23 protein-coding genes are annotated in these 25,550 nt (G+C 65.1%); 13 read left to right on the forward strand and 10 right to left on the reverse strand.

The window, feature by feature from the left end; genetic code table 11:
• The coding region (locus CDE01S_RS13950) for a putative bifunctional diguanylate cyclase/phosphodiesterase (RefSeq protein WP_066708728.1) at positions 1-1,872 on the forward strand (1,872 nt) is incomplete at its 5' end.
• Positions 1,873-1,878: 6 nt separating this feature from the next.
• Here CDE01S_RS13950 and CDE01S_RS13955 read toward each other — a convergent pair.
• Positions 1,879-2,682, reverse strand: a complete 804-nt coding sequence (locus CDE01S_RS13955; RefSeq protein WP_066708730.1) for an exodeoxyribonuclease III — start codon at positions 2,680-2,682, stop codon at positions 1,879-1,881.
• Here CDE01S_RS13955 and pyrE point away from each other — a divergent pair.
• Together pyrE and CDE01S_RS13965 are read left to right on the forward strand one after the other, a co-directional pair.
• On the forward strand, positions 2,681-3,379 hold the full coding sequence (gene pyrE / locus CDE01S_RS13960) for an orotate phosphoribosyltransferase (protein ID WP_066708736.1): 699 nt from the start codon (positions 2,681-2,683) through the stop codon (positions 3,377-3,379). The genes CDE01S_RS13955 and pyrE overlap by 2 nt on opposite strands.
• A 2-nt stretch (positions 3,380-3,381) precedes the next feature.
• Positions 3,382-4,050: a hypothetical protein gene (locus CDE01S_RS13965; protein ID WP_066708738.1), complete on the forward strand. Its 669-nt coding sequence runs from the start codon at positions 3,382-3,384 to the stop codon at positions 4,048-4,050.
• Positions 4,051-4,059: 9 nt separating this feature from the next.
• On the opposite strand, the gene gatB is transcribed toward CDE01S_RS13965, so the two are convergent.
• From gatB to gatC, 3 genes are read right to left on the reverse strand one after another with little or no spacing between them, the layout of a single operon-like run.
• Positions 4,060-5,505 (reverse strand): Asp-tRNA(Asn)/Glu-tRNA(Gln) amidotransferase subunit GatB, encoded by a 1,446-nt coding sequence (gene gatB / locus CDE01S_RS13970; protein WP_066708743.1) that lies wholly within the window; start codon positions 5,503-5,505, stop codon positions 4,060-4,062.
• A gap of 1 nt (position 5,506) precedes the next feature.
• Positions 5,507-7,030 carry an Asp-tRNA(Asn)/Glu-tRNA(Gln) amidotransferase subunit GatA gene (gatA, locus tag CDE01S_RS13975; protein ID WP_066708746.1) on the reverse strand — a complete coding sequence of 508 codons (1,524 nt, stop codon included), beginning with the start codon at positions 7,028-7,030 and terminating at the stop codon, positions 5,507-5,509.
• 3 nt (positions 7,031-7,033) lie between these two features.
• Positions 7,034-7,333, reverse strand: a complete 300-nt coding sequence (gene gatC, locus CDE01S_RS13980) for an Asp-tRNA(Asn)/Glu-tRNA(Gln) amidotransferase subunit GatC (RefSeq protein ID WP_066708749.1) — start codon at positions 7,331-7,333, stop codon at positions 7,034-7,036.
• A 214-nt stretch (positions 7,334-7,547) separates the two neighbouring features.
• Here gatC and CDE01S_RS13985 point away from each other — a divergent pair, with 214 nt between their 5' ends.
• The 4 genes from CDE01S_RS13985 (at position 7,548) to mrdA (ending at position 12,130) form a co-directional block, all read left to right on the forward strand.
• Positions 7,548-8,591 (forward strand): rod shape-determining protein, encoded by a 1,044-nt coding sequence (locus tag CDE01S_RS13985; RefSeq protein ID WP_066708752.1) that lies wholly within the window; start codon positions 7,548-7,550, stop codon positions 8,589-8,591.
• 15 nt (positions 8,592-8,606) lie between these two features.
• Complete coding sequence (gene mreC, locus CDE01S_RS13990) at positions 8,607-9,518, forward strand: rod shape-determining protein MreC (RefSeq protein WP_066708756.1); 912 nt, start codon at positions 8,607-8,609, stop codon at positions 9,516-9,518.
• Positions 9,515-10,045: a rod shape-determining protein MreD gene (gene mreD, locus CDE01S_RS13995; RefSeq protein WP_066708760.1), complete on the forward strand. Its 531-nt coding sequence runs from the start codon at positions 9,515-9,517 to the stop codon at positions 10,043-10,045. Before mreC ends, mreD begins: the two co-directional genes overlap by 4 nt.
• A gap of 105 nt (positions 10,046-10,150) precedes the next feature.
• Positions 10,151-12,130: a penicillin-binding protein 2 gene (mrdA, locus tag CDE01S_RS14000; protein ID WP_066708763.1), complete on the forward strand. Its 1,980-nt coding sequence runs from the start codon at positions 10,151-10,153 to the stop codon at positions 12,128-12,130.
• Here mrdA and CDE01S_RS14005 read toward each other — a convergent pair.
• From CDE01S_RS14005 to CDE01S_RS14015, 3 genes are all read right to left on the reverse strand, one after another.
• Positions 12,118-12,885, reverse strand: a complete 768-nt coding sequence (locus CDE01S_RS14005; protein WP_066708766.1) for a sulfite exporter TauE/SafE family protein — start codon at positions 12,883-12,885, stop codon at positions 12,118-12,120. The two genes, mrdA and CDE01S_RS14005, sit on opposite strands and share 13 nt — an antisense overlap.
• A 304-nt stretch (positions 12,886-13,189) precedes the next feature.
• Entirely contained in the window at positions 13,190-14,929 is a 1,740-nt protein-coding gene (locus CDE01S_RS14010; RefSeq protein WP_066708769.1) for a GMC family oxidoreductase, read from the reverse strand.
• Positions 14,930-15,142: 213 nt separating this feature from the next.
• Positions 15,143-16,654, reverse strand: coding sequence for a CoA-acylating methylmalonate-semialdehyde dehydrogenase (locus tag CDE01S_RS14015; protein WP_066708772.1), 1,512 nt, complete (start codon positions 16,652-16,654; stop codon positions 15,143-15,145).
• A 91-nt stretch (positions 16,655-16,745) separates the two neighbouring features.
• Between CDE01S_RS14015 and CDE01S_RS14020 the strand changes: the two genes are divergently transcribed.
• The gene (locus CDE01S_RS14020; protein ID WP_066708775.1) at positions 16,746-17,681 is read left to right on the forward strand and encodes a LysR family transcriptional regulator; all 936 of its coding nucleotides are present in this window, start codon (positions 16,746-16,748) and stop codon (positions 17,679-17,681) included.
• A gap of 57 nt (positions 17,682-17,738) precedes the next feature.
• Here the strand turns inward: CDE01S_RS14020 and CDE01S_RS14025 are convergent, their stop codons facing one another.
• Both CDE01S_RS14025 and CDE01S_RS14030 read right to left on the reverse strand, forming a co-directional pair.
• Positions 17,739-18,737, reverse strand: a complete 999-nt coding sequence (locus CDE01S_RS14025) for a DUF2971 domain-containing protein (RefSeq protein ID WP_157077133.1) — start codon at positions 18,735-18,737, stop codon at positions 17,739-17,741.
• 91 nt (positions 18,738-18,828) lie between these two features.
• Positions 18,829-20,346, reverse strand: a complete 1,518-nt coding sequence (locus tag CDE01S_RS14030) for a DASS family sodium-coupled anion symporter (protein WP_084382898.1) — start codon at positions 20,344-20,346, stop codon at positions 18,829-18,831.
• Positions 20,347-20,501: 155 nt separating this feature from the next.
• On the opposite strand from CDE01S_RS14030, the gene CDE01S_RS14035 reads away from it, so the two are divergent.
• Positions 20,502-21,020 (forward strand): YMGG-like glycine zipper-containing protein, encoded by a 519-nt coding sequence (locus CDE01S_RS14035; protein WP_066708782.1) that lies wholly within the window; start codon positions 20,502-20,504, stop codon positions 21,018-21,020.
• Positions 21,021-21,070: 50 nt separating this feature from the next.
• Here the strand turns inward: CDE01S_RS14035 and CDE01S_RS14040 are convergent, their stop codons facing one another.
• Complete coding sequence (locus CDE01S_RS14040; RefSeq protein ID WP_066708784.1) at positions 21,071-21,853, reverse strand: enoyl-CoA hydratase-related protein; 783 nt, start codon at positions 21,851-21,853, stop codon at positions 21,071-21,073.
• A gap of 128 nt (positions 21,854-21,981) precedes the next feature.
• Between CDE01S_RS14040 and CDE01S_RS14045 the strand changes: the two genes are divergently transcribed.
• The 4 genes from CDE01S_RS14045 to CDE01S_RS14060 all read left to right on the forward strand — a co-directional run bounded on the left by CDE01S_RS14045 (position 21,982) and on the right by CDE01S_RS14060 (position 25,540).
• On the forward strand, positions 21,982-23,112 hold the full coding sequence (locus tag CDE01S_RS14045) for an MlaE family ABC transporter permease (protein ID WP_066708786.1): 1,131 nt from the start codon (positions 21,982-21,984) through the stop codon (positions 23,110-23,112).
• Between the two features lie 55 nt (positions 23,113-23,167).
• Positions 23,168-23,971 carry an ABC transporter ATP-binding protein gene (locus tag CDE01S_RS14050; protein ID WP_066708789.1) on the forward strand — a complete coding sequence of 268 codons (804 nt, stop codon included), beginning with the start codon at positions 23,168-23,170 and terminating at the stop codon, positions 23,969-23,971.
• 22 nt (positions 23,972-23,993) lie between these two features.
• Positions 23,994-24,902, forward strand: a complete 909-nt coding sequence (locus CDE01S_RS14055; RefSeq protein ID WP_066708792.1) for an MlaD family protein — start codon at positions 23,994-23,996, stop codon at positions 24,900-24,902.
• Positions 24,903-24,964: 62 nt separating this feature from the next.
• Positions 24,965-25,540, forward strand: a complete 576-nt coding sequence (locus CDE01S_RS14060; RefSeq protein WP_245636178.1) for an ABC-type transport auxiliary lipoprotein family protein — start codon at positions 24,965-24,967, stop codon at positions 25,538-25,540.
• Positions 25,541-25,550: the final 10 nt, after the last annotated feature.

Genomic DNA, 25,550 nt, shown 5'->3' on the forward strand with positions numbered 1-25,550 from the left:
TCCGAGCTGTTCTTCACGCGTTACGAAAGCGTGACCGATCTGGTCAATGCCTCCGGCCATGTCTACAAGATCGTCAGCTACTACTTCATCTACCGCGTGGTGTTTGTTGACAGTGTGCACCTGCCGTTTGATGCCTTGCACCAGGCCCTGAGCAAGGAAAAGGTGCGGGCGGCCGAGCAGCACTCCTTCGTGCGCACCTTGGACCTGCTGGAAGAGGCGGTGCTCGAGCTGGATCGACGCGGCCGCATCCTGAGCGCCAACAGTGGCTGGTGGCTGCTGGTGGGCACAGCTCCCATGGTCGATACCAGCCTGCTGGCCCATGTGCATGAAGAGGATCGCAGCGCGTTCGAGCTGCATCTGGTGGGGCTGGTGTCGGGGCAGAAGGACGAGTTCCGCGGTCGCTACCGCTTCCAGACCCATACCCGCCCCGAGCAGTGGATGGAATGCCGTTTTGTGGTCGAGCGCGATGACGACGGCGAAGTGACCGGCGCGCGCGGCGTGCTGCGCGACATCACCAAGAGTTATCTGCAGGAACGTCACATCACCTACATGGCCTTGCATGACGCGCTCACCAGCCTGCCCAACCGGGTGCTGCTGGAGGACCGCATCAAGCAGGCCATCCAGCAGGCGGCACGCACCGGCAACCGCGTGGGGGTGTGCTTCATCGATCTTGACCACTTCAAGAACATCAACGATGCCTACGGCCACAAGGCGGGTGATGCCTTGCTGCTGACGCTGTCCCAGTTGCTGAAGGACTGCCTGCGCGACGGCGATACGCTGGCGCGCTGGGGCGGGGATGAGTTCGTGGTGCTGCTGCCGGATCTGACCACCGCCGATGCGGCCCGCCAGGTGGCACAGAAGATGGTGGATGCCATGCGTCAGACCGTGATGCTGGAGAGCCTGGCCATCAACGCCACCTTCAGCATGGGCATTGCGGTCTATCCGGATGACGAGAGCAGCGGCGACATCGACAGCCTGCTGGCGCAGGCCGACCGGGCCATGTTCTATGCCAAGTCCCAGGGGCGCAACAACTACCAGCTGTTCGCCGACATGTCGAGCAAGGGGCTGGGCAAAAAGGAGCTCTACATCCAGACCCGTCTGGCGCAGGCCATCCGGGACCAGCGCATTGCGGTCTGGTATCAGCCACAGGTGGCGGCCCGCTCGCATGCCGACGGCCGCCAGCGGCTGATCGGGGTGGAGGCGCTGGCGCGCTGGCATGACGCGGATCTGGGTTGGATCTCGCCCGGTAGTTTCATTCCGATGGCGGAAAACCTGGGCCTGATCGGCGAGCTCGGCCATCTGGTGCGTCGCCAGGCGTTCGAGCAGTTCCGCGAATGGCGTCTGACGCACCCCGATTTGACGCTCGCCATCAATATTTCCAAGCGACAGCTGTTCGCCTCCGACTTCATGCTCGTGCTGCTGGCCGACGTGGAGCGCTACGAGCTTGACCCGCGCAGCCTGGTGCTGGAGGTGACGGAATCTGTGGCGCTGATGGATGTGGAGTTTGCCGAAGAGCGGCTGCGCCAGCTCTCCAATGCCGGGTTCACTCTGGCCATTGATGACTTCGGTACCGGTTATGCCTCGCTGTCGCAGTTGCATGAACTGCCGATCGGCGAGTTGAAGATCGACATCTCTTTCGTGCGCCGTGTGCACACCACGGAAGGCCTGCGCATGGCCCAGGGCATCATCAGCCTGGCGCAGGCGCTGCGCCTGCGCACCGTGGCCGAAGGTGTGGAGGATGAAAAGACAGAGAGTGTGCTGCGCGACCTGGGTGTGGACGTGCTGCAAGGTTATTTCTTCGCCCGTCCTTGCCCGGCCAGCGAGTTGTCCGCGCTGCCGCTGTTCGTCAACGGGGAAACGCTGGCGGGCTGAAACGTCTCAGAGCATGCCGTCGTAGTCGATCGTGATCGGCGCGTGGTCGGAAAACTTCTCGCCTTTGTAGATCGCCTCGCGACGCGCCCGTTCGGCCAGCGCCGGTGTGGCTAGGTGGTAGTCCAGTCGCCAGCCCACGTTCTTGGCATAGGCCTGGCCACGGTTGCTCCACCAGGTGTAGGCGGCCTCGGTTGCGTCGGGCTGGAGCTGGCGGTAGACGTCCACCATGCCGCCTTCGCTCAACAGGCGCGTCATCCAGGCGCGCTCTTCGGGCAAAAAGCCCGAGTTCTTCAGGTTGCCCTTCCAGTTCTTCAGGTCGATCTCCTTGTGTGCGATGTTGACGTCGCCGCACAGGATGAATTCGCGTTCGCGCTTGAGCTGCTGGAGATGGGGGTAGATCTCGTCCAGGAAACGGAACTTGGCCTGCTGACGTTCTTCGCCGGACGAGCCGCTGGGGAAGTAGCAGCTGATGAGGGACAGCTTGCGCTGTGGCGTGTCAAAGCGCAGCTCGACGTAACGGCCCTCGGCGTCGAACTCCGGCGAGCCGTAGCCGATGCGCACCTCACTCGGCTCGTGCCGGCTGTAGATGCCGACGCCTGAATAGCCTTTTTTCTCGGCGAAGTGGAAGTGGCCGCGCAGGCCGGCCAGGCTTTCGAAACGACCAGCCACGTCGGCTGCCTGGGCTTTGACTTCCTGCACGCAAATACAATCGGGTCTGGTGGCCTCAAGCCAGGCCTCAAGCCCCTTGCTGGTGGCGGAACGGATGCCATTGAGGTTGAGGCTGCTTAATTTGAATAAGGAATTTCCCATGTCGGAAGGTGTGGCATCAACAGCGGGGCAGGACAAGCTGGCCCAGGATTTTGTGCAGTTTGCCGTCGATTGCGGCGTGCTGCGCTTTGGCGAATTCAAGACCAAGGCCGGCCGCCTGTCGCCCTACTTTTTCAATGCAGGTCTGTTTGACGACGGCGCCAAGCTCGGGCGTCTGGCCGAATTCTATGCGCAGCGCGTGATCGAGTCCGGCATCGAGTTCGACATGATTTTCGGCCCCGCCTACAAGGGCATCCCGCTCGGCGCTGCGCTGGCCGTCGAGCTGGCACGGCGCGGCCGCAACGTGCCCTTTGCCTACAACCGCAAGGAAGCCAAGGATCACGGCGAGGGCGGCACGCTGGTGGGGGCGCCGCTCAAGGGCCGGGTGCTGATCGTCGACGACGTGATGTCGGCCGGTACGGCGGCGCGCGAATCGATTGCCATCATCGAGGCCGCCGGTGCCACGCCGCATGCGGTCGTGATTGCACTGGACCGGCAGGAGATGGCCACGGAAAACGGCCAGGACGTGCCCTACAGCGCCGTGCAGTACGTGCGCCAACGCCTCGGTCTGCAGGTCGGCGCCATCGCGAAGCTGGCGGATCTGCTGCTGTATCTGGAAGCCCACAGCAGCACGGGGCAGGCGGCCGATCACCAGCGCGTGCTGGCTTACCGGCAGCGATATGGTGTGAATGAAGGCTGACCATGGGTAGGGCAGCGGGCAGTGCACTGATCAGTGCGGCGCTGTTCGGCGCATTGGGGGATGGGTGGGCCCAGGCGCCGGCGCAGAACATTTATTCCTGCACGGACGGCCAGGGGCGCAAGCGCACCGCCGATCGGCCGATCGCGGAATGCGCGGACCGCGAGCAGCGCCTGCTCAATCCCAGCGGCACCGTGCGTGCCACCGTCGGCCCGTCGCTCAATGCACAGGAGCGTGCCCAGCAGGAACTACGCCAGCGCCAGGAGGCCGAGACGCTGGCCCGGAAGCGGGAAGAGACGCGGCGCGAGCGGGCCTTGTTGTTGCGCTATCCGAATCAGGCCGCACATGACAAGGAGCGGGCCGAGGCGTTGGCCCAGGTGGACGTGGTGCAGCAGGTGGCGCGCCAGCGCGAGGCCGAACTGGTGCGTCAGCGCGAAGGCCTGTTGGCCGAGCTGGAGTTCTACAAGAAAGATCCGGCCAAGGCGCCGCTGGCCCTGCGCCGGCAGCTGGATGAAAACAGCCGCAATCAGGCGGCACAGAAGCGTTTCATTGCCGAGCAGGAGGCTGAGCGCGGTCGCATCCACACGCGCTTCAATGCCGAGCAGGCGCGCCTGAAACCCTTGTGGATGGCCGCCGCGCCCTTGGCCGCACCAGCGGCCAGCGAAGGCCGCTGACGCCCGTTTTCAGCCCAGCTTGCTGCGCAACAGGTCGTTGACCTGTTGCGGATTGGCCTTGCCCTTGCTGGCTTTCATGACCTGGCCGACCAGCGCGTTGAAGGCCTTGTCCTTGCCGGCCTTGAACTGCGCCACGTTGTCGGCGTTGGCGGCGATCACCTCGTCGATGATCTTCTCCAGCGCGCCGGAGTCGTTCATCTGCTTCAGCCCCTTGGCTTCGATGAGCGCATCCACCTCCTGGCCTTCGCCGGTCCACAGCGCGTCGAACACCTGTCGGCCGGCGTTGTTGGAGATGGTGCCGTCGGCAATGCGGCCGATCAGCGCGGCCAGTTGTGCTGCACGCACCGGCGCCTGCTCAATGCCGATCTCGTCCGCATTGAGGCGGCGTGACACTTCGCCCATGATCCAGTTGCTGGCCAGTTTGGCTTGCTTGCTGGCCTGTGCGGCCGCCTCGAAGTAGGCCGCCATGGCCTTGCTCTGCGTCAGCGTGGTGGCATCGTATTCGGGCAGGCCGTAGTCGGCCACAAAGCGCGCGGCCATGGCGCGCGGCAGTTCGGGCATCCCGGCTTTCACGCGTTCGATCCACTCATTGGCAATCACCAGTGGCGGCAGGTCCGGGTCGGGGAAGTAGCGGTAGTCGGCGGCGTCTTCCTTGGTGCGCATGGCGCGGGTCTCGCCGGTGTCGGGGTCGAACAGCACCGTGGCCTGCTGGATGGCGTGGCCGTCCTCGATCTGCTCGATCTGCCAGCGCACCTCGTAGTCGATGGCCTGCTGCATGAACTTGAAGCTGTTCAGGTTCTTGATCTCGCGCCGTGTGCCCAAGGGCTGGCCGGGTTTGCGCACCGAGACGTTGGCGTCACAGCGGAAGCTGCCTTCCTGCATGTTGCCGTCGCAGATGCCGATCCAGGTCACGATCTTGTGCAGTTCCTTGGCGTAGGCCACGGCCTCTTCGCTGGAGCGCATGTCGGGTTCGGTCACGATCTCCAGCAGCGGCGTGCCGGCGCGGTTCAAATCGATGCCGGATTGGCCGATGAAGTCCTCGTGCAGCGATTTGCCGGCATCCTCTTCCAAGTGCGCGCGCACCAGGCGCACGGTCTTCTTCTCGTCGCCGAGGAAGAACGACACCTCGCCACCCTGCACCACCGGAATCTCGAACTGGCTGATCTGGTAGCCCTTGGGCAGGTCGGGGTAGAAGTAGTTCTTGCGCGCGAAGATGCTCTTCGGTGCGATGTGCGAGCCGATCGCCAGACCGAACTGGATGGCGCGTTCCACCGCGCCCTTGTTCATCACCGGCAGCGTGCCGGGCAGGGCCAGATCGACGGCGCAGGCCTGGGTGTTGGGCTCGGCGCCGAAGGCGACCGAGGCGCGGCTGAAGATCTTGCTCTGGGTGGAGAGCTGGGCGTGGGTCTCGAAGCCGATCACGACTTCGTAGCCTTGGACGAGTTTGTTGCTCATGTCAGAAACCTCCCGGGGCGCGGAGGTGGAAATCAGTGGCCTGCTGCAACTGGTGTGCCACATTCAGCAGCCTGCCTTCCTGCAGGTAGTTGCCGATCAGCTGCAGGCCGACCGGCATGTTGTTGCTGCCAAAGCCGGCGGGCAGACTCATGCCCGGCAGGCCGGCGAGCGAAGCGGGCAGGGTGAAGATGTCGGCCAGGTAGTTGGCCACCGGGTCGTCGGCCTTCTCGCCGATCTTCCACGCCACCGTGGGCGCTACCGGGCCGGCGATCACGTCGCACTGCTGGAAGGCCTGCTGGAAGTCGTCGGCGATCATGCGGCGGATCTTCTGCGCCTGCAGGTAGTAGGCGTCGTAATAGCCGTGGCTCAGCACATAGGTGCCGATCATGATGCGGCGCTTGACCTCGTCGCCGAAGCCCTCGGCACGCGTCTTCTTGTACATGTCGAGCAGGTCGGTGTAGTCCTTGGCGCGATGGCCGAACTTGACGCCGTCGAAACGCGACAGGTTGGAACTGGCCTCGGCCGGCGCGATGATGTAGTAAACGGGAATTGACAGTTCGGTGCGCGGCAGCGAGATCGGCACCAGCTTGGCGCCTAGCTTCTCGTATTCTTTCAGCGCGGCATCCACCGCCGTGCGCACATCCGGTGCCAGGCCCTCGCCGAAGAACTCCTTCGGAATGCCGATGCGCAGGCCATCGAGCTTGTCGTTCAACTTGAGCGTGAAATCCTCGGCCGGCGCGTCGAGCGAGGTCGAGTCGCGGTCCGGGTCCGGGCCGCACATGCTTGAGAGCAGCAGGGCGCAGTCTTCGGCACTGCGGGCCATCGGGCCGGCCTGGTCCAGGCTGGAGGCGTAGGCAATCATGCCGTAGCGCGAGGCGCGGCCATAGGTCGGCTTGATGCCGGTGATGCCGCAGAACGAGGCCGGTTGGCGGATCGAGCCGCCGGTGTCGGTGCCGCTGGCCGCCGGTGCCAGACGTGCCGCCACGGCGGCAGCACTGCCGCCGGAGGAGCCGCCGGGAATGCGGCTGGTGTCCCACGGGTTGCGCACCGGTGCGGGGCTCTGGTGGCCCAGGGCCGGCACGGCGACATTTTCATTGGCTGAGCCCATGGCGAATTCGTCGCAGCTGAGCTTGCCCAGTGTCACGGCGCCGGCACCTGCAGGACCGCCGGGCGTGCCGGCGCCGAGCCGCGCCACCACGGTGGCGTCGAACGGGGAGCGGTAGCCGCTCAGCATCCTGGAGCCGGCGGTGGTGGCGAAATCCTTGGTGACGAAGATGTCCTTGTGGGCGATCGGCACGCCGGCCAGCGTGCCGGCGTTGCCGGCGGCCAAGGCGGCATCGGCGGCACGGGCCTGGGCCAGGGTGGCGTCTTCATTCACATCGACAAAAGCGCCGAGGGCTTCGTGGGCACGGATGCGCGACAGGAAATGCTGCGCGGCCTCGACAGCGGAAACGTTTTTCTCGCGCAGTTGCCGGGCCAGTTCGGCCACGGAAAGCTGGTGCAGGTCGGTGGAGGCTTGCGTCATGTCTTACTCGATCACTTTGGGCACCAGGAACAGGCCGCGCTCGACGGCGGGGGCGCTCTTCTGGTTGGCTTCGCGGTTGTTCGGCTCGCTCACGGTGTCTTCGCGCAGGCGCAGCGCGACTTCAGATACCGTGGCCAGCGGATGGGCCAGGGGCTCGATGCCGCTGGTGTCGACCGCGCGCATCTGCTCCACGATGTCGAAAAAGCCGTTGATCTGGGTCAGCATGCGCGAGCTCTCCTCCGGCTGGAGTTCCAGCCGGGCAAGGTTGGCGATGCGCGAAATATCGGCAGATGTCAGGGACATGGTGATCAGGGGTTGAAACCGTGTGTAAAGCGCCCCGAAGGCGGGGGGCTACGGCCGGCTTATTCACAGGGGATAGGGTATTATCCCGCCTTTGGCGCCATGCTTGTAATTTCTCGGTATTTCGCGGAATTCTGAGGTGTCGGAAGCGATTTTTGACCCGTAATCCGGTGGTGGCGAACCGAAGTGTTCGCCGCACCAGCAGAGAGGACATCTGATGTTTGGATCATTCCGTCGGTACTTTTCCACCGACTTGGCGATCGATCTGGGTACCGCCAACACCCTGATCGTGGCCCGCGACAAGGGCATTGTGCTGAATGAACCGTCGGTCGTGGCGATTCGCCACGAAGGCGGCCCCCAGGGCAAGAAGGCCATCCAGGCCGTTGGCCACGAAGCCAAGGCCATGCTCGGCAAGGTGCCGGGCAATATCGAAGCCATTCGCCCGATGAAGGACGGCGTGATTGCCGACTTCACCGTCACCGAGCAGATGCTCAAGCAGTTCATCAAGATGGTGCACCCGCGCGGCATGCTCAAGCCCAGCCCGCGCATCATCATCTGCGTGCCCTGCGGCTCCACGCAGGTTGAGCGCCGCGCCATCCGCGAGTCGGCACTGGGTGCCGGTGCCAGCGAGGTGTTCCTGATCGAAGAGCCGATGGCCGCGGCCATCGGTGCCGGCCTGCCGGTCTCCGAGGCCTCTGGCTCGATGGTGGTCGACATCGGCGGCGGCACCACCGAAGTCGGCGTGATCTCGCTCGGCGGCATGGTCTACAAGGGCAGTGTGCGCGTTGGCGGTGACCGCTTTGACGACGCCATCATCAACTACATCCGCCGTAACTACGGCATGCTGATCGGCGAGCCGACGGCCGAAGCCATCAAGAAGCAGATCGGCTCCGCCTTCCCCGGCTCCGAAGTCAAGGAAATGGAAGTGCGTGGCCGCAACCTCTCCGAAGGTGTGCCGCGCAGCTTCACCATCTCGTCCAACGAAATCCTGGAAGCGCTGACTGATCCGCTCAACAGCATCGTGTCGGCCGTCAAGAACGCGCTGGAGCAGACGCCACCCGAACTGGGTGCCGACATCGCCGACCGCGGCATGATGCTGACCGGCGGTGGCGCCTTGCTGCGCGATCTGGACCGCCTGCTGTCCGAGGAAACCGGCCTGCCGGTGCTGGTGGCCGAAGATCCGCTCACCTGCGTGGTGCGCGGCTGCGGCATCGCACTGGAGCGCATGGAGCGTCTGGGCAGCATCTTCACCAGCGAATAAGCCGCAGGTACAGCGATGCCCCTCGGTACGCTGGACAGGAACCCGCCGCCCTTCTTCCGACAGGGCGCGTCCGCCTTATCCAAACTCATGGTGTTCAGCGCCCTGGCGCTGTTCCTGATGGTGGCCGACACGCGCTTTGCGTTGACGCAACCGTTGCGCATGGCCGTGGCCACCGCACTGTACCCGGTGCAATGGCTGGTGATGCGGCCGGTGCTCTGGTCGGCGTCGGCCGGCGCCTACTTCGAGTCGCTGCAGGCCGCGCAGGAAGCCGCCCAACAAAAGCTCGGCCTGCTGTCCCAGCGTGCCAATCAGGTCGAGCAGCTGATGCTGGAGAACAGCCGCCTGCGCAAACTGCTGGTGCTACGCGAGCGCTTTGCCGCGACCGGCCAGGCGGCCCAGGTGCTGTATGACGCCGCAGATCCCTACACGCGCAAGGTGGTGATCGACAAGGGCCTGTTGAGCGGCGTGAGCGCCGGCTCGCCGGTGCTCGACGAGTCCGGCGTCCTGGGCCAGGTCACCCGCGTCTACCCCCTGGTCAGTGAGGTGACGCTGGTGACGGACCGCGACCAGGCCATTCCCGTGCTCAACGCTCGCACCGGCGCGCGTGCCGTGGCGTTCGGCGATCCCGGCGCGCATGCTGGCGCGCTGGAGTTGCGTTTCATGGCCGCCAATGCAGACGTGCAGGCCGGCGACCTGCTGACCACCAGCGGTGTCGACGGCGTGTACCCGCCGGGGCTGCCGGTGGCGCGTGTCGAGAAGGTGGAGCGTCGGGTCGAATCGGCGTTTGCGCGCATCTATTGCACGCCGGTGGCCCTGGCGGCCGGGGCTGCGCACGTGATGGTGCTGCAGCCGATCTCGAGCCAGATTCCGGCCCTGCCGGAGCCTGAGGCGGCTCCCGAGCCGGGCAAGAAGGGCAAGTCCAAATGATCATGCGCCCCGGGCAGCAGCTGCTGCTGCCAGCGAATCCCTTGTTCATCTGGAGCAGTCTGGTCGTGGCCCTGCTGCTGAACATGTTGCAGAACATGGGGCTGTGGGGGCGCGCCGCCTGGACGCCGGACCTGCTGGCGCTGGTGCTGGTGTTCTGGAGCGTGCACCAGCCGCTGCGCGTGGGGGTCGGGGCGGCCTTTGTGTTCGGCCTGCTGATGGACGTGCACCAGGGCAGCGTGCTGGGCCAGCATGCCCTGGCCTACACCGTGCTCGGTTTTTATGCCATCACCATCCACCGCCGTCTGCTCTGGTTCAGTGTGCCGCAGCAGGCCCTGCAGGTGCTGCCGCTGCTGCTGGTGGCCCATGCGGTGGAGCTGGCCGTGCGCATGCTGGTGGGCGGCACCTTCCCGGGTTTCCTGATCCTGCTGGGGCCCGTCATCGAGGCCCTGCTGTGGCCGCTGGTCACGGTTGTGCTGCTGCTGCCGCAGCGGCGCGCACCGGATCCCGATGCCGACCGACCCCTGTGATATGGCCCCCACGCTTGTCACTGCGTGTACTGCGCTGCCCCCCGAGGGGGCTGGTTCGCCTTGGGGCGGCCCGGCGGCGAACCGGTCCGCGGCGCTCGTAGCATCATGACCGAACTGCGCAACGTTGAAGCCGATCTGACGCGCTTTCGTTCCCGCGTGCTGGCGGTGACGTTTGTCGTGCTGGTCTGCTTTGCGCTGCTGGCCATGCGGCTGGTCTACCTGCAGGTGGTACGTCATGAAGACCTGAGCGAGCAGGCCGAGAACAACCGCACCGCCATCGTGCCGGTGGTGCCCAACCGGGGGCTGATCCTCGACCGCAATGGCATCGTGCTGGCGACCAACTACTCGGCCTACACGCTGGAGATCACACCTTCCAAGGTCGACAGCGTCGAGCAGACCATCGACGAGTTGTCCAAGGTGCTGGACATCACGCCGCGCGACCGGCGCCGCTTCAAGAAGTTGCGCGAAGAGACCAAGGGCATCGAGTCCCTGCCCATCCGGACCCGCCTGACCGACGAGGAAGTGGCCAAGTTCGCGGCGCAGCGTTTCCGCTTTCCCGGCGTCGAGATCAAGGCCCGGCTGTTCCGCAACTACCCCTGGGGCGAGCTGGCCAGCCATGTGATCGGCTACATCGGCCGCATCAACCAGGCCGAAAAGAAAGTCATCGAGGAATGGTCTGACGAAGACATTGCCAACTACCGCGGCACCGAGTACATCGGCAAGCTGGGCGTCGAGCAGAGCTTCGAGAAGGAGCTGCACGGCCTCACCGGGGTCGAGCAGGTCGAGACCTCGGCCGGCGGGCGCGCGGTGCGCAAGCTGGCCAGCCATCCGGCCACGCCCGGCAACACGGTGCAGCTGTCGATCGACATCAAGCTGCAGAACCTGGTCGAGGAGATGTACGGCGAGCGCCGCGGTGCGCTGGTGGCGCTGGACCCCAAGACCGGCGAAGTGCTGGCCTTCGTCAGCAAGCCGACCTTCGATCCCAACCTGTTCGTCGAGGGCATTGACAGCGACAGCTGGCAGGAGCTCAATGAGTCGATCAACAAGCCGCTCTTGAACCGGGCCCTGCGCGGCACCTACCCGCCCGGTTCGACCTACAAACCCTTCATGGCCATGGCGGCGCTGCAAAGCGGCAAGCGTTCGCCTTCCTTCATCGTCAACGACGCCGGTTCCTGGGCCTTCGGTGGCCATGTGTTCCGCAGCCACGGTGACCATGGCCTCGGCCCGGTGGACATGTACCGTGCCATCGTCAAGTCGAGCAACGTCTACTTCTATTCGCTGGCCAACGATCTGGGGGTCGATGCCATTCACGACTTCATGGCGCCATTGGGGTTCGGCCAGTACACCGGTATCGACATCCAGGGCGAGGTGCGCGGTGTGCTGCCCAGCCAGGCCTGGAAGCGCAAGACCTACAAGCGGCCGGAACAGCAGAAGTGGTACGCCGGCGAGACGATTTCGCTCGGCATCGGCCAGGGCTACAACACCTTCACCATGCTGCAACTAGCCTCGGCCACCGCGACGCTGATCAATGGCGGCATCAAGCACACGCCGCAACTGGTCATGGCCACCCAGGACGCCGTGAGCCACGCCCGCGTGCCGGTGGCACCGAAGCCGCCGCAGGACCTGGGCTTCAAGCCCGAGCACGTGGAGATCGTGCGCCGCGCCCTGGTCGGCGTGACGCAGGAGGGCACCGCGACGCGCATCTTCGCTGGCGCCGGCTACCTCAGCGGTGGCAAGACCGGTACGGCGCAGGCGGTGACCATCGGCCAGAAGGAAAAATACAACGCCGCCAAGATGGAAGAGCACCAGCGCGACCACGCGCTGTACATGGCGTTCGCCCCGGCTGACGACCCGAAGATCGCGCTGGCGGTGGTGGTGGAGAACGCCGGTTTCGGCGGCGAGCATGCCGCGCCCTTGGCGCGTCGGGTGTTCGACTATTGGCTGCTGGGCCAATACCCGAATGAGGAAGACCTGGCGGCCGTCAAGGTGGGCCGGGCCGGGCCCCCGATCGGCAAACCGCGTGTGGCCGCGGAAGTGGCTTGGCCGCCCAAAGGCCGGGCCTTGCCGACGACTCAGACGCCCTGACGCAGGAAGGCGTCAAAGCCGGTCTTCAGGATCAGCGCGCTGACCACCACGATGAACACCCCGCGCACAAAGCCGGTGCCATGCTTGAGCGCCAGCCGCGTGCCCAGCAGGCTGCCGACCACATTGGCCAGCGCCAGCGGCAGCGCGTAGTGCCACCAGACATGGCCCTTGATGGCGAACAGGATGATGGCCGCGATATTGCTCGCCAGGTTCAGCAGCTTGGCGCCGGCCGAGGCGTGCAGGAAGTCATAACCGAGCCAGCGCACCAGCAGGAAGATGAAGAAGCTGCCGGTGCCGGGGCCGAAAAAGCCGTCGTAAAAGCCGATGCTCAGGCCGACCGCACCGGCCGCCAACAGTTCCTGGCGGCCGGCGAAGCGCGGTGCATGGGTGTGTCCCAGTTCCTTCTTGGCCAGCGTGTAGAGCAGCACGCCCAGCAGGATCAGCGGCAGCAGCTTGCGCAGGAATTGCGGCGAGACCAGGGTGACCACCCAGGCGCCGGCGAACGCGCCGAAAAAGCTCATGGCGATGGCCGGCAGCATGGCACGCCAGCGCATCTCGACATGGCGGCTGTACTGCCAGGAGGCGAAGGCTGTGCCCCAGACCGAGGCTGATTTGTTGGTGCCGAACAGGGTGGCGGCATGGGCGCTGGGGAAGGTGGCAAACAGCGCCGGCACCAGCACCAGGCCACCGCCGCCCACGATTGAATCGACAAATCCGGCCAGCAGCGAGGCCAGCGATACCCAAAGAAGTTCCATGCGGAATTGTCGCATTCACGCCGGCGCGCAGAATGCTATCAAAACAGGAGCTGTTGGCGCAGATCCGACGAGGCCCTTAGCCGAATTTGATTTGGAAAATAAAAAAGCACCGGGGTGTCCGGTGCCTTGTGAAAACCATCTGCTCTGGATGGTGCAAATCTTGTTGAGATTATCGGGTGTCTTCCTCGGCTCCTCCCGCGCGGAGCCTGTGGCCCGCTGGTAAGTGGCGTGAGTTTACCCGGCGGCGCGGGGTGATGGACACGGGTTTTCCCTGAGTGGGGGATGCGTGGTGCTGCGGGTGTTTTCAGCCCCGGCCGGCGTCCTCGATGATCCAGCGCGCCGCCTTTTCCGCCATCATCAGCACCGGCGAGTTGGTGTTGCCGCTGGTGATGGTGGGCATGACGCCGGCATCGACCACGCGCAGGCCCTGGATGCCGCGCACGCGAAGCTGGGAGTCGACCACGGCCATCGGATCCGCATCCGGTCCCTGCACGCGGCCCATCTTGGTGGTGCCGACCGGGTGGAAGATGGTGGAGCCGATGTCCCCCGCCAGGCGGGCCAGGTCCTCGTCGCTCTGGTACTGCGTGCCGGGTTTCCATTCCTGCGGCCGGTACTTGGCCAGCGCCGGCTGCGACACGATGCGGCGCGTCACGCGCAGCGAGTCAGCCGCCACCTGGCGGTCTTCCGGCGTGCTCAGGTAGTTGGGCGCGATGGCTGGCGCATCCTCGAAGCGCGGGCTCTTGATCTGCACCGTGCCGCGGCTGGTCGGGTTGAGGTTGCAGACGCTGGCGGTGATGGCGTTGAAGTTGTGCAGCGGTTCGCCAAAGGCGTCGAGCGAGAGTGGCTGCACGTGGTATTCGATGTTGGGCCAGGGCTGGGCCGGGTCGCTGCGCGTGAAGGCGCCCAGCTGGCTGGGCGCCATGCTCATCGGGCCGCTGCGCTTGAACGCGTACTCCAGCCCGATCCTGGCCTTGCCCCACCAGGAGCTGGCCATGGTGTTGAGCGTCTTGACGCCTTCGACCTTGTAGACCGAGCGGATCTGCAGGTGGTCCTGCAGGTTGGCGCCGACACCTGGCAGTTCGTGCGTCACGGGGATGCCGTGCTGCTGCAACAGCGCCGCCGGGCCGATGCCCGAGAGCTGCAGAATCTGCGGCGAGCCGATGCTGCCCGCGCTCAGGATCACTTCGCGCTTGGCGGTGGCGGTGACCATCTCCTGGCCGGTCCAGACCTGCACGCCGCTGCAGCGCTGGCTGCCATCGGCATGGGTGTCGATGACCAGGCGCGCCACCTGGGCCGAGGTCCACAACTCGAAGTTGGGACGGCCGTAGCAGGTCGGGCGCAGGAAGGCCTTGGCGGTGTTCCAGCGAAAACCCTGTTTCTGGTTCACCTCGAAGTAGCCCACGCCTTCGTTGTTGCCGCGGTTGAAGTCGTCGTTGCGCGGAATGCCGGCCTCGACGGCGGCCTGGGCGAAGGCGTCGAGAACGTCCCAGCGCAGACGCTGCTTTTCGATGCGCCATTCGCCACCGGTCTGGTGGTGGCGCATCAGCTTGCGGTAGAGGTCGGCCCCTGCGTCACCCGTGTCGCCCTTGAGGCTCAGCAGCTCGGTCGGCACGCCCTTGGCGCCGTGCAGCGCATCAGCGCCCTTGTAATAGTCTTCATGCTGCTTGAAGTAGGGCAGCACCTGCTCCCAGCGCCAGCTGTCGTCGCCTGTCAAGTCGGCCCACTGGTCGTAGTCGCGCGACTGGCCGCGCATGTAGATCATGCCGTTGATGCTGGAGCAGCCGCCCAGCGTCTTGCCACGCGGGTAGCGCAGCGATCGGCCATTGAGGCCGGCGGCGGGCTCGGTGTTGTAGAGCCAGTCGGTGCGCGGGTTGCCGATGCAGTGCAGGTAGCCCACCGGGATGTGGATCCAGTGGTAGTCGTCGCGGCGCCCGGCCTCGATCAGCAGCACACGCTTGCTGGCGTCCATGCTCAGTCGGTTGGCCAGCAGGCAACCGGCGGTGCCGGCGCCGATGATGATGTAGTCGAAGGTCAAGTCGCTCATGGTCTCCTCTCCCCAGCACGCGGCAAGACGTAGCGCGAAGGGTTTTTATCGGGGGCCACCGCGGAACCGGCTCTGCCGGTCCGCTGGTGGCGTCCCCCCTCTGGGGGCTAAGGGCCGCGGCTCCAAGCCTGCCTGCGCAGGCTTGGACGGCCCGAAGAGCCTTTGCCTCTGGCAAAGGCTCCGAGGCGGCCGGCAGGCCGACTCAGGGGGGATTTACTTCGAAGTCGGCATTACAAACTCGGCACCTTTCTCGATACTTTCGGGCCAGCGCTGCATGATGGATTTCTGCTTGGTGTAGAAACGCACGCCCTCTTCGCCGTAGGCGTGCATGTCGCCGAACAGCGAGCGCTTCCAGCCGCCGAAACCGTGCCAGGCCATGGGCACCGGGATCGGCACGTTGATGCCGACCATGCCGACCTGGATGCGGTGGCCGAATTCGCGCGCCACGTGGCCGTCGCGCGTGTAGCAGGAAACGCCGTTGCCGAACTCGTGGTCGTTGATCAGCTGCACCGCGGTGGCGAAGTCCGGCACGCGCACGCACGACAGCACCGGGCCGAAGATTTCTTCCTTGTAGATCTTCATCTCAGGCGTCACGTGGTCGAACAGCGTACCGCCCATCCAGAAGCCGTTGTCGCAGCCGGCGCCGGCGGCCTTGCCCTTGAACGTGCGGCCGTCCACCAGCAGCTTCGCACCTTCCTTCACGCCGTGCTCGATGTAACCCGTGATGCGCTGGTGCGCAATGCCGGTCACGATCGGGCCCATCTCGGCATCCAGCTCCATGCCGTTTTTCACTTTGAGTGCCTTGGTCCGTTCGACCAGCTTGGGCATGATCTTGTCGGCCACGTCGCCGACCAGCACCGCCACCGAGATCGCCATGCAGCGTTCGCCGGCCGAGCCGTAAGCGGCGCCGATCAGGCCGTCCACCGCCTGGTCGAGGTCGGCGTCAGGCATCACCACCATGTGGTTCTTGGCGCCGCCCAGCGCCTGCACGCGCTTGCCGTTGCGGGCGCCAGTCTCGTAGATGTAGTTGGCGATCGGGGTCGAGCCGACGAAGCTGATGGCCTTCACGTCGTGGTGGGCCAGCAGCGCGTCCACGGCTTCCTTGTCGCCCTGCATCACGTTGAAGACACCGTCGGGCAGGCCGGCTTTTTTCAGCAGATCGGCCATGAAAAGCGAGGGCGAGGGGTCGATCGGGCTCGGTTTGAGGATGAAGGTGTTGCCGGTGGCAATGGCGACCGGGAACATCCACATCGGCACCATGACCGGGAAGTTGAACGGCGTGATGCCGGCCACCACGCCCAGCGGTTGGCGCATCGTCCAGTTGTCCATGCCGGTGGAGACCTGCTCGGTGAAATCGCCCTTGAGCAGTTGCGGGATGCCGGTGGCGAATTCAACGATCTCGATGCCGCGCGTGACCTCGCCCTGCGCGTCGGTGAACACCTTGCCATGTTCGGCGGTGATCAGGCGCGCCAGCTCGTCACGATGGTGGTTGAGCAGCTCCAGGAACTTGAACAGGATGCGCGCGCGGCGCAGCGGCGAGGTGGCAGCCCAGGCCGGGAACGCGGCTTGGGCGGCAGCCACGGCCTTATCGACTTCCGCCGTGCTGGCCAGCGCGGTGCGGCCGCTGACGGCGCCGGTGGCCGGGTTGTAGACGTCCTGCGCGCGGCCGGAAGTGCCGGCGACGATCTGGCCGGCAATGTAGTGGTCAATATTTGTAATGCTCATGGTGAAGTCTCCTCAGGAATGGCGAAGTGTCGTGGATATTCAGACGTTTATCCAATGACTTGCTCAAAATGATGATATAAATTTTGCAAATATGGCTATCGCTGCCGACCCCCAAGCCCTGCGCGCTTTCATCGCCGTTGCCCGCGAGGGCAATGTCTCGCGGGCGGCCACGCGCCTGCACCTGAGCCAGCCGGCAGTCAGCCTGCAGCTCAAGGCCCTGGCCGAAGCCACCGGCCTGCAGCTGTTCACGCGCACGCCGCATGGCCTGGCGCTGACGCGTGACGGCGCGGCGCTGCTGCCGCAGGCCGAGAAGGCACTGGCCGCCCTGAGCGATTTCAGCCAGGCCGCGCTGAGTCTGCACAACACGGTGCGCGGACGTCTGCGCATCGGCACCATCCTCGATCCCGAATTCACGCGGCTGGGCGCGTTCTTGAAAGAGCTGGTGGAGTCGGCGCCGCAGATCGAAACCGAGTTGCGCCAAGGCATGAGCGGGGAGGTGCTGGCGCAGATCGGCCGCGGTGAACTTGATGTCGGTTTTTACCTTGGGTTGCCCGACGATTCCGAACCAAAAATGGCATCAACCCTCGTGGGAAAAGCGCCGAGCGCTATGCTTTTTGAAGCAAAAGTGCTGTCGCATTTCACCTACCGCGTGCTGGCGCCGGCCGGCTGGGGCGAGCAGGTGCTGGGGCGCGACTGGAAGGCGCTGGCGGCATTGCCGTGGATTGCCACACCGCCGGCTTCCGCCCACCACCGTCTGCTGGCCAGTGTTTATGAACCGCTGGGCCTGAGCCCGCGCCAGGTGGCGCTGGTGGACCAGGAGGCTTCCATGCTTGACCTGGTGCGCTCCGGCGTGGGGCTGTCGTTGGTGCGCGACACCATCGCCATGAACGAAGCCCAGGCGCGCGGCTTGGTGATTGCCGACCGCGTCAGCCTGGACTGCCGGCTCAGCTTCGTCTGCCTGCGTGCACGCCGCAACGAGCCGGTGGTGGCCAGCGCCTGGGCGGCACTGGCGCAGGTGTGGCGGTAATGGCTTGAACGAGTTATCACTCGACAGGCACTGCCAAATCGATGGCGTACATCCTCGCTATCGCCCGATGTACGGAATATCGGAGCATGTCACGGGGACATCGTAGCCATTCGAATCGAGCAGCATTTCTACGGCCTGCTTGCGTTTCTCGCGGTCTTTATGCGGGCCGATGATGACTTGCTTGATGGGTAGTCGCGTCCGGTTTGTACTGTCGGCGGCACGGGAAAAAAGATCCAGATATGGAATTGACACACCGTTCTTGATAAACGCCTTGGCTTCTCTCCGAATTCTCGCTTCGCCCAATTTTCGGGCCTCTTGCTCAAAAGCCTTTTTGGGGGGAATTGCGACGATTCGGATTTCCTTTTCTTCCCAGAATCCACGATGCTTATATGAACAAGATAACGCAGAGATGGCGTTATATGCATCATTGGCAGCATCTCCAATGTTCTGATTGAGTGAAAGTGACCGAATTGCCTGGCAAACCAGCTTCTCGTCTTTCTTAACATCGTCTGCGGCCGAGGGTTGTAGCGCCAGATCAATGCCGTGGTAGAACACCTCACGCAACAGCAGAACGTTGTAATAGTGTTGCCGATCCTCAGATGTCAGCAGCAGCTCGAGTTCCCTCGTGTCGAGGACGATCGCATATCCCCCATCACTTCCGTAGCCGCGCCATTGACTCAGAAGGCCGGATTTGCGTGCGTAGTTGTCTTGCGGTGCACTTAACGAGAAGATGTAGGGATCGTTGAAGTTCAACGTAACTTTTCGTAGGGTACCAACATGAACTCTGGCTTCGTCGCTGACAACTTTTGGGGATCCGCCATATTTCTCAATCGCATCCTTTTTTAGCTTTCCATCCTGTTCGAGCTCGGAAACAAGTCGATGAATCTCTTCCTCCGCAATACAGGGCAAGCGCTCGTCGAAAAAATGAGTCATCTCCTCAGCGTCATTCAGAAAGGCACCGTGTGTTGCCCAGAGAGAGTCTGACGACACGATGCCGGTAAGCCCTGCGGCAGTCGTGTAATGGAGGAGTTCGGGATAGACCTCGCTGACTTTCATCGCCTGCTGCGCCAATCTATGCGTTGAACGAAAAGATAGCAGACTGCCAGCCGAGTCTTAATTCCGGCGCTCATATGCTCTGATAACAATCTCACTTCGTCATGTAGCCCATCCACGGCCAGTAGGTAACGCCCAGCAGCAGTACCAACGCGTAGCCGATCACGGTCAACACCAGGCCGGTGCGCACGAAGTCCTTCACCGTGAAGGTGTCGGTGCCGAAGGCCACCATGTTCTGCGGTGCGTTCACCGGCAGGATGAAACCGAAGCTGACCACGAACTGCAGCAGCATGGTCATGCCGACCAGGTTCAGCGGCGCGGCGTCAGGCGAGCCGGCGATCTGCTGCAGCACGCTGATCATGATCGGGATCATGGCCGAAGCCAGCGCGGTGGCGCTGGCAAAACCCAGGTGCACCACGATCAGGAACAGCGACAGCAGCGCCAGGATCATGAAGGCTGAAGCGCCGGCCAGGCCGAGGTTGGCAACAATGATGTTGGCCAGCCAAGCCGCCGCTTTGGTCTGCAGTAGCGCAGTGCCCAGGCTGATGCCGGTGCCGAACAGCACGATGGTGCCCCATGGAATCTTCGATTGCGCCTGCTTCCAGCCCATCACGCCAATGCCGGGCGTGAACATCAGTGCGATGGCAGCGATGGTGGTGGACGAAGTGTCAAACGGGTGCAACACCTTCTCGGTGGCCCAGAAACCGAGCAAGGCCAGCATGATGAACAACAGCTTTTTCTCGTTGAAGCTCATCGGGCCCAACTCGTGCAGGGCCTGGCGGATGGTTTCCTTGCCGCCGGCGATCTCCTCCGTTTCCGGCGGCATCATCTTGATCATCACGAAGTAGAGCGCGATCGACATCAGGATCGACCACGGTGCGGCAGCCACCAGCCAGTCGCCCCAGGTGATGGTGGTCTTGAAGGTCTTTTCGATGAAACCGATGGCCACCATGTTCTGCGCCGCGGCGGTTTTCACGCCCACATTCCAGATAGACGCCGCCTGCGCGGTGGCGATCATCAGCATGCCGGCAAAACGCGAGCGTTTGTCAACGCCGAAAGCCAGGATGATGCCCATGATGATGGGCACCAGGCAGGCCACGCGCGCCGTGGTGGACGGCACCAGAAAGGACAGCACGATGCCGACCAGGATGGCGCCGATCAGCACGCGGTTGGTCCGCGCGCCGACCTTGGACAGGATGAACAGGGCGATGCGTTTGTCCAACCCGGTGATGGTCATGGCCGCCGACAGGAAACAAGCTGCTGCCACCAGCGCCAGCGCGGTGTTGGCAAAACCGCCCATGGCCAGCGTGAGCGCCGGGCCGGTGCCGAGCACCGCCTCCGGCTTGGCGGCGTTGGGCGCCATGCCGAGCATGAAGGCCATGAGCGCGGTGATCAGCACGGCGCTGATGGCGTAGTCCACCGCCTCGGTGGCCCACAGGATGACGGAGAACAGCAGCAGCGCCAGCATGATCTGGCCGGCCACGGGCAGTCCTTGGGGGGTGGGTAGCAGCATGACAGCGATCAGTGCCAGAAAGGCAGCGATCAATCCGATCACGTTCACGGACTCGTGCGAGCCACTGGGTGCGACGTTCGCAGCGGGGTTGGTTGCCATGTCGGTTCCTTCCTTGTTCGTTGTACGCCGGACCATGTTACACGCCTGCCGTGACGGACTGTAGTGTCTGTGTGCGTCTGTAACAAGCCCGCCGTTTCGGGCTTGCGCCGACCTACACTGCCAACCCTTCCATCCCTGTTGATCTGACGAACCGAATGAAAACTGTGAATCGTTCCATTTCCTCCCTTTCCTTCCGCACCTTCCTGGGGTCGGTGCTGCTGGTGGCCGGTGCCACCAGTCCGGCGTGGGCCGGTGATGGCGGCACGCTACTGGGCGGTGGCCTGGGCGCCGCTGCCGGTGCGGTCATCGGCCAGTCGGTGGGTGGCAAGAACGGCGCCATCGTCGGCGGTGCGGTCGGTGGTGCCACGGGCGCGGCGGTCAGCACCAAGGGCTCGGGCCAGAGTGGCGCCATGGTGGGCGGTGCGATTGGCGGCGGCGCCGGTGCCGCCGTGGGCCAGTCGGTCGGTGGTTCGACCGGCGCGATTGTGGGTGCCGGTCTCGGTGGTGCCGCCGGCTCCAGCCTGGGCAAGGGGGCCACACAACAGCCCAAGGCGGGGCAGGCCGGCTATTACGACGACGGTCACCACAAACATGGCAAGCACGGCAAACACAGCCGCTGCTTCGATGACCATCCCGGCCAAGGCCACGCCTACGGCAAGTACAAGGACTGCTGAGCGCGCCCGACACCCGGGCCGATGCGCGCTTGCGCCGGCCCTGGGTCAGTTCAACGACCGGGCCATTGCGCCTTGCGTTTTTCCTGGAAGGCCTTCTGGCCTTCCGCGGCATCCTCGGTCAAGGTGAAGAGGGCGATCTGGCTTTCGGTGAAAGCCATCGATTCCTCAAAGCTCATGGCCTCGATCTTTTTCATGGTGTACAGGCCGCGCCGGATGGCGGCCGGTGACTTGTCGAGCAGGCGATCGAGCAGCCACTGCAGCCGCGCATCGACATCGTCGTCGACATAGTTCACCAGGTCCAGCGCCAGTGCTTCGTTGGCCGTGATCGGTTCGCCGGTCAGGCACATCTCGGCCAGCTTGCGGCGCGGGATCAGGTGCTGCAGCACGCTCAGCACCTGGGCCGGGAACACGCCCACTTTCACTTCCGGCAGGCCGAAGACGGCATGGCGCGCCGCCACCGCCAGGTCGCACATGCTCAAGAGGCCCATGCCGCCGGCCATGCAGGCGCCGTTGACGCGTGCGATCAGCGGCACGTGGCTGGCCTTGGCGGCGCGCAGCACCTGCGCCACATGGCCGTGCGGCTCCGAGTAATCGGTGGTGAAGGCCTGGCTGGCCTGCAGGTCGGCACCGGCGCAAAAGGCCTTGTCGCCGGCGCCGGTGATGACGATGGCGCGGATGTCGCGCTGGCTCTGCGCCGCGCGGATGGCCTGCGCCATGGCCGCCAGCACGCCGTGGCTGACGGCATTGCGGCGTGCCTCGCGCTGGATGGTCAGCCACAGCACCGGGCCGCGCTGCTCGCGCAGTAAATCGTCTTGGGGGGTGGTCTCGCTCATGGGGTCTCCTCTGGCTCGCAGGCCGTGCCCGTATTGTGGCGGTGAATTGGGACGACCCTGGCGGACCGGCTGGTGCCGGTTTCTGCATGTACCATCGAGTTCAAACAACGTTTTGCCGCTGCATGCCCATGGACGACACCACGCCACGCCTGATCCGGCAGTCCTTGCCGCAGGGGCGCTGCGCGCTGCTGCAAGGCCGGTGGGCCGCGGCCGCGCTGGCGGATGCGCGCGCTTGGGCGGCGCTGCAAGGCGAGTTGCGGGTGAGCCAGGCGGGGCCGAACGCAGTGCAGTGCTGGGACCTGCGCCAGCTGCAGTGGCTGGACCATACCGGCGCGCAACTGCTGTGGAACAGCTGGGGCCGGCAATGGCCGGCGCAGCTGGAGGCGTTGCCGGCACAGCGCGCCATGCTGGAGCGGGTGGCGCGCTACACGCAGGCGCCTCCGCCGCCGGAGCGCCTGACGGTCGGCCAGATTTTCCTGGGGCTGGGCGGGTTGGTCCTGCGAGTCCTGGACCATGCGCGCGGCCTGCTGCGCCTGGTGGGCCAGCTGCTGCTCGACATCCTGCACCTGCTGCGCCACCCGGGCCAGGGGCCGTGGCGCGACTTTTCGGGCCACCTGTACCACATCGGCGCCACCGCCCTGCCGATCACGGCGCTGGTGGGTTTCCTGATCGGCGTGGTGCTGGCCTACCTGATCTCGCAACAGCTCAAGCTGTTTGGTGCCGACCCCTTCATCGTCAACATCCTGGGCATCTCCCTGATCCGTGAACTCGGTCCGGTGCTGGCGGCCATCCTGATCGCCGGGCGTTCCGGCTCGACCATCACGGCGCAGATCGGCGTGATGCGTGTGACCGAGGAGCTCGACGCCATGCGCGTGCTCGGCATTGCGCGCGGGTATCGGCTGGTGCTGCCGCGCGTGCTGGCGATGGCGCTGACCATGCCGCTGCTGTCGGTATGGACCACGCTGGCGGCCATGCTGGGCGGCATGCTGGCCGCCGACCTCGCGATGGGGGTGACGCCGTCCTACTTCCTCTCGACGCTGCCGGATGCGGTGAAGACCTCCAACCTCACGTTGGCGACGGCCAAGTCGGCGGTATTCGGCGTCTTCATCGCCCTGGTGGGCTGCCATTACGGTTTGCGCGTCAAGCCGAACACCGAGAGTCTGGGGCAGGGCACCACGGCCTCGGTGGTGACCTCGATCACGGTGGTGATCCTGGTCGATGCGCTGTTTGCGGTGGTGTTCAAGGACGTCGGCATATGAGTCGCCGAATGACTTCCACGGTGAATGCCGCCGCGTGCCGCGCGGAGGGTGCCCGATGAGCGAGGCGCGTGCCGGCACCCCGGTGGTGGACATCGAAAAACTGTCCTCGGTGTTTCGCACCGCGGGCCGGGAGTTCGTGGTGCACCGCGACCTGAACTTGCAGGTCCACGCCGGTGAGCTGATGTCCATTGTCGGCGGCTCGGGCAGCGGCAAGACGGTGCTGCTGCGCCAGATGCTGGGCCTGGAGCGACCGCGCAGCGGGCGCGTCACGGTGATGGGCCGGTCGGCGGCGCACCTGGGCGAGCCGGGCGCGGCCAGCCGCGTGGGCATGCTGTTCCAGCGCGGCGCCCTGTTCTCGGCCTTCAGCGTGCTGGACAACATCGCGTTTCCGCTGCGTGAACTCGGCACCTTGCCGGACGATCTGGTGCGCGATGCCGCCCTGGTCAAACTGCAGATGGTCGGGCTCGACCCCTCGCAGGCGAACAAGATGCCGGCCGATCTGTCGGGCGGCATGATCAAGCGCGTGGCGCTGGCACGTGCGCTGGTGATGGACCCGCCCTTGCTGCTGCTGGACGAGCCCACCGCCGGCCTGGACCCGGACAGCGCCGAAGCCTTTTGCCGCCTGTTGCGCTCGCTGCACCGTGAGCTGGGCCTGACGGTGGTGATGGTCACGCACGACCTGGACACCCTGTTCGAGCTCAGCACCCGTGTGGCGGTGCTGGCCGAGCACCGGGTGATTGTCAGCGGTGCGCCGCGTGAGGTGATGGCCTTCGACCATCCCTTCATCCGCGAATTCTTCCTCGGCGAACGGGGCCGGCGCGCCGTGGCCTTGTTGCACGAAACGCCGCCCGCCGTGTAAAAAGCGAGCTTGAAAGAACTTTATGGAAAACAAAGCCCATGCCATAGCCGCCGGAGCCTTCGTGCTGCTGCTCTCCGCCCTGCTGGTGGCGCTGGCCGTCTGGCTCACGCGGGAATCCGGCGAGTGGCTGACCTATGACGTCACTACCGACGATCCGGTGACCGGCTTGCAGCAACAGGCCTCGGTACGCTTTCGCGGCGTCAAGGTCGGCAAGGTGGCAGACATCAGCTTTGATCCGCAGGTGCCGGGCAATGTGCTGGTGCGCATCGCAGTGGCGGCCGACACACCGGTCACCCGCTCGACCTTCGCCACACTCGGTTTCCAGGGCGTGACCGGCATTGCCTTCGTGCAGCTCGACGACACCGGCCAGGTGAAGGAGCGGCTGCCCACCAGCGACGAGCAACCGGCCCGCATCCCGATGCGACTGGGGCTGGTGGGGCAGCTGTCGGAGCAGAGCGGCCGCATCCTGGCCCAGCTGGAAGAAACCAGCCGCCGTATCAACCAGCTGCTGGCCAGCGAGAACCAGAAGACGCTGGTCACCAGCATCGACGCCATCGGGCAGGCGGCTGCCAGCCTGCCGCCGGTGATGAAAGAGGCCGGCACGGCGCTGCAGTCCTTGCGCACTGCGGCCGGCAGCGTGGCCGGCAGTGCCGACGAAGTGAAGAAAACAGTGACCGAATACGGCCGCCTGGCACAGCGTCTGCAGCAGCCCGGTGGCGCGCTGGACCAGCTGTCGCAGGAGAGTGACATCCTGCCGCGCCTGAGCCGGACCCTGGACGAGACCGGTCATGCCGCCCGCCAGGTGCGGCGTGTGGCCGGCACGCTGCAGGACAACCCGCAGGCCCTGCTGCTGGGGTCGGGGCTGGCCTTGCCCGGGCCCGGTGAGCCAGGGTTCGTCATACCGTTGGTGACGCAGGGAGAGAGGCCATGAGGATTGCTATGAATTTGAGAGCTGCTGGCGCTGGTTGGATGAGGCCTCTGGCCATTTTTTTCTTGACATCGGCGGCCCTGCTGGCTGGCTGTGCGCTGCCCCAGCGCGGGCCCAGCCCGCTGCTGTACGACTTCGGTGTCCGTCCGTCGTCCGGCACCGCTACGGCAACGGCTGCGGCCTTGCCGGCGCTGGCGATCACGGCGCAAGCCACACCAGCACTCGACGGCAATGCCATGCTCTACCGCCTGGCCTATGCCAACGAGCAGCAACTGCGGGCCTACACCCAGGCGCGCTGGGCCATGTCGCCGGCCGAGCTGGTGCAGCAGCGCCTGCGCGAGGGCTTGAGCGGCCAGTTCACGGTGCTGCGCCCGGGCGAAGACGCGCAGCGTGTGCTGCAACTGGAGCTGGAAGAGTTCAGCCAGGTGTTTGATGCCGCCGACAAGAGCAGCGGCTTGCTGCGCCTGCGTGCCACCGTGCGCCAGCGCCTGCCGTCGGGCGAGCGCATGATGGCGCAACGCACGGTGGTGGTGAAGCGGCCAGCGCCGAGTGCCGATGCGGCGGGTGGCGTGCGCGCCCTGAGCGCCGCCACCGATGCCACGGTGGACGAGCTGGCGCAGTGGCTGCGGCAGTGGCGCTGACGCTGACGCT

It is taken from the genome of Curvibacter delicatus NBRC 14919 (assembly GCF_001592265.1).
Taxonomy (GTDB): domain Bacteria; phylum Pseudomonadota; class Gammaproteobacteria; order Burkholderiales; family Burkholderiaceae_C; genus Hylemonella; species Hylemonella delicata.

Bases quoted from the DNA above. Each gene is read 5' to 3' on its own strand.
- pyrE (WP_066708736.1), top strand. From the start codon at position 2,681: ATGTCGGAAGGTGTGGCATCAACAGCGGGGCAGGACAAGCTGGCCCAG.
- CDE01S_RS13955 (WP_066708730.1), bottom strand. From the start codon at position 2,682: ATGGGAAATTCCTTATTCAAATTAAGCAGCCTCAACCTCAATGGCATC.
- CDE01S_RS13965 (WP_066708738.1), top strand. From the start codon at position 3,382: ATGGGTAGGGCAGCGGGCAGTGCACTGATCAGTGCGGCGCTGTTCGGC.
- gatB (WP_066708743.1), bottom strand. From the start codon at position 5,505: ATGAGCAACAAACTCGTCCAAGGCTACGAAGTCGTGATCGGCTTCGAG.
- gatA (WP_066708746.1), bottom strand. From the start codon at position 7,030: ATGACGCAAGCCTCCACCGACCTGCACCAGCTTTCCGTGGCCGAACTG.
- gatC (WP_066708749.1), bottom strand. From the start codon at position 7,333: ATGTCCCTGACATCTGCCGATATTTCGCGCATCGCCAACCTTGCCCGG.
- CDE01S_RS13985 (WP_066708752.1), top strand. From the start codon at position 7,548: ATGTTTGGATCATTCCGTCGGTACTTTTCCACCGACTTGGCGATCGAT.
- mreC (WP_066708756.1), top strand. From the start codon at position 8,607: ATGCCCCTCGGTACGCTGGACAGGAACCCGCCGCCCTTCTTCCGACAG.
- mreD (WP_066708760.1), top strand. From the start codon at position 9,515: ATGATCATGCGCCCCGGGCAGCAGCTGCTGCTGCCAGCGAATCCCTTG.
- mrdA (WP_066708763.1), top strand. From the start codon at position 10,151: ATGACCGAACTGCGCAACGTTGAAGCCGATCTGACGCGCTTTCGTTCC.
- CDE01S_RS14005 (WP_066708766.1), bottom strand. From the start codon at position 12,885: ATGGAACTTCTTTGGGTATCGCTGGCCTCGCTGCTGGCCGGATTTGTC.
- CDE01S_RS14010 (WP_066708769.1), bottom strand. From the start codon at position 14,929: ATGAGCGACTTGACCTTCGACTACATCATCATCGGCGCCGGCACCGCC.
- CDE01S_RS14015 (WP_066708772.1), bottom strand. From the start codon at position 16,654: ATGAGCATTACAAATATTGACCACTACATTGCCGGCCAGATCGTCGCC.
- CDE01S_RS14020 (WP_066708775.1), top strand. From the start codon at position 16,746: ATGGCTATCGCTGCCGACCCCCAAGCCCTGCGCGCTTTCATCGCCGTT.
- CDE01S_RS14025 (WP_157077133.1), bottom strand. From the start codon at position 18,737: ATGAAAGTCAGCGAGGTCTATCCCGAACTCCTCCATTACACGACTGCC.
- CDE01S_RS14030 (WP_084382898.1), bottom strand. From the start codon at position 20,346: ATGGCAACCAACCCCGCTGCGAACGTCGCACCCAGTGGCTCGCACGAG.
- CDE01S_RS14035 (WP_066708782.1), top strand. From the start codon at position 20,502: ATGAAAACTGTGAATCGTTCCATTTCCTCCCTTTCCTTCCGCACCTTC.
- CDE01S_RS14040 (WP_066708784.1), bottom strand. From the start codon at position 21,853: ATGAGCGAGACCACCCCCCAAGACGATTTACTGCGCGAGCAGCGCGGC.
- CDE01S_RS14045 (WP_066708786.1), top strand. From the start codon at position 21,982: ATGGACGACACCACGCCACGCCTGATCCGGCAGTCCTTGCCGCAGGGG.
- CDE01S_RS14050 (WP_066708789.1), top strand. From the start codon at position 23,168: ATGAGCGAGGCGCGTGCCGGCACCCCGGTGGTGGACATCGAAAAACTG.
- CDE01S_RS14055 (WP_066708792.1), top strand. From the start codon at position 23,994: ATGGAAAACAAAGCCCATGCCATAGCCGCCGGAGCCTTCGTGCTGCTG.